Annotated in this window: 2 protein-coding genes and 1 pseudogene; all 3 read right to left on the bottom strand. The window is 71.1% G+C overall.

Features of this window, described 5'->3' with window-relative positions; translation table 11 throughout:
- Positions 1-334 (bottom strand): annotated as a pseudogene (locus BZL64_RS37930) (SAM-dependent methyltransferase); the annotation flags it as partial.
- An 89-nt stretch (positions 335-423) separates the two neighbouring features.
- Positions 424-882: a hypothetical protein gene (locus tag BZL64_RS37925; protein ID WP_086773480.1), complete on the bottom strand. Its 459-nt coding sequence runs from the start codon at positions 880-882 to the stop codon at positions 424-426.
- 11 nt (positions 883-893) lie between these two features.
- Positions 894-1,358, bottom strand: a complete 465-nt coding sequence (locus tag BZL64_RS37920) for a hypothetical protein (RefSeq protein WP_086773479.1) — start codon at positions 1,356-1,358, stop codon at positions 894-896.
- Between the last annotated feature and the right edge of the window lie 204 nt (positions 1,359-1,562).

The following is a 1,562-nucleotide window of genomic DNA, read 5'->3' as shown; positions in this document are numbered from 1 at the left end:
CTGCGCCGCGTACGTTCTCCATCACCCACGGGCGCCCGGACTTCTCCAGGGCGGTGCGGGTGGGGGCGATGAGGTCGGGGTGGGTGTTGCCCTGGATGCGCTGGCATTCGGTGTCGTGCTGGCAGGGCGGCGAGCCGTGGATGAAGTCGAATGCGGCGCCGTGTTCGAGGACGAACGCGATGGCGTCGGCCTGGATGAACCGGTAGGGGTAGCGGGGCTGCGGATCTTTGTCGACGCCGGTCACGTCGAAGCCGGCGTCGGTGTATCCCTTGGCGGCGCCGCCCTGGCAGCAGAACAGGTCCAGTAAGCGCGGCAGGCGGCCGTGCTCCCGCAGGAAGAGAGCGGCGAGCGCGGGAAGGCTGCGNNAGCTACGCCAAGGGCGGCCCCGTTTCTTTGGCGAGAGGGGGGCCGCCCTTGGCGTAGCTACTGGTGGTCGGTGGTCCAGCGGGCGTATTGCTGGCGGACGTAGGCGCGTGGGTCGCAGATGACGGCTGTCTCGTCCAGTTCCATGAGGCGGCGGGCGGTGTTGAGGGCTTGTTCGTCGGTGGCGATGGCGCCGGGGGTGAGGCCGCAGGCCATGCGGTCGACGACGGCGGCGCGGCGCAGCCACCACTCGCGGTCGCGCTCGTGCGGCTCGCGCTCGCACAGCCAGTTCAGTTCGCTTGGGGCATCCGGGGCGGTGGCGTAGGCGTCGACCGGGCCGGGCCACTCCGAGAGCGGCGGGATGGGGGCGTCCGTGTGGTCGGCGAAGAGGTAGATGCGGTTCTGCGTGCCGTCGTGGGTGGGGTGGACGGTGATGGTTCCGGCGGTGAAGGCGCCGTCGAGGGCCTTGACGATGCGGTTGGTGTCGTCAGTGGCGCAGATGACTCGGATCTCGAACACGTGGGCTCCTGTCAGCCGTTGAAGCGGTTGCGCTTGAAGGTGGCCTTGCGGATGTGGAAGGTGTTGCCGCCGCTCGCGCTGTTGCGGGCGCTGAACACCTGCACGGCGATCCATCCGCCGAAGAGGACGGCGGCCAGCGTGATGAGCTGGGCGATCAGCGCCGTGAGCGCGGCGATGAACGTGGTGAGCATGAGCAGGCCGCCGCAGACGGCGAGGAACCCGACGCCTCCGAGGGCGACGTTCACCGCCGCACTGGACACGGCCGGCTTGGCGGCGAGCGGAGCGGGCTGCGTGTGCTCGATGGCGTAGCCGGTGACGACCCGCCCGTCGGGCAGGATCACGCTCGCCACCGCCGGAACAGCGGCGGGCTGCACGGGAACAAGCGGGGCCGCGTACGGCGCGGCGGGGGTGAGCGGGATCGGCTGGTGGACTTCGGCGGCCCGCACGACGGGCGGGTGGCTGGTGTCGGGGTGCATGGGTGGTTCCCTTCCGGTGCTCGGTCAGGGTGGCGGGCAGGGCCCGCGATCGGCGCTGTGGAGGGCTTGGGCGAGGGCCGGCTCCGCCCCCTCTACCGGCCTTACCTCGCAGGTCAGGGGCCTCTACCTGCCCCATTACCGGGGTAAAGAGCCCCCTCTACTCCGGGCCGGTCCCAAAAGGCTGCGCGCGGCCGGGTGGAGGGG

This window comes from Streptomyces bobili (assembly GCF_002154575.1).
Classification (GTDB): domain Bacteria; phylum Actinomycetota; class Actinomycetes; order Streptomycetales; family Streptomycetaceae; genus Streptomyces; species Streptomyces bobili.
Note: the sequence above shows the minus strand (reverse complement) of the source record. Positions and strands in the feature narration are given on the sequence as shown.

Bases quoted from the DNA above. Each gene is read 5' to 3' on its own strand.
- BZL64_RS37920 (WP_086773479.1), bottom strand. From the start codon at position 1,358: ATGCACCCCGACACCAGCCACCCGCCCGTCGTGCGGGCCGCCGAAGTC.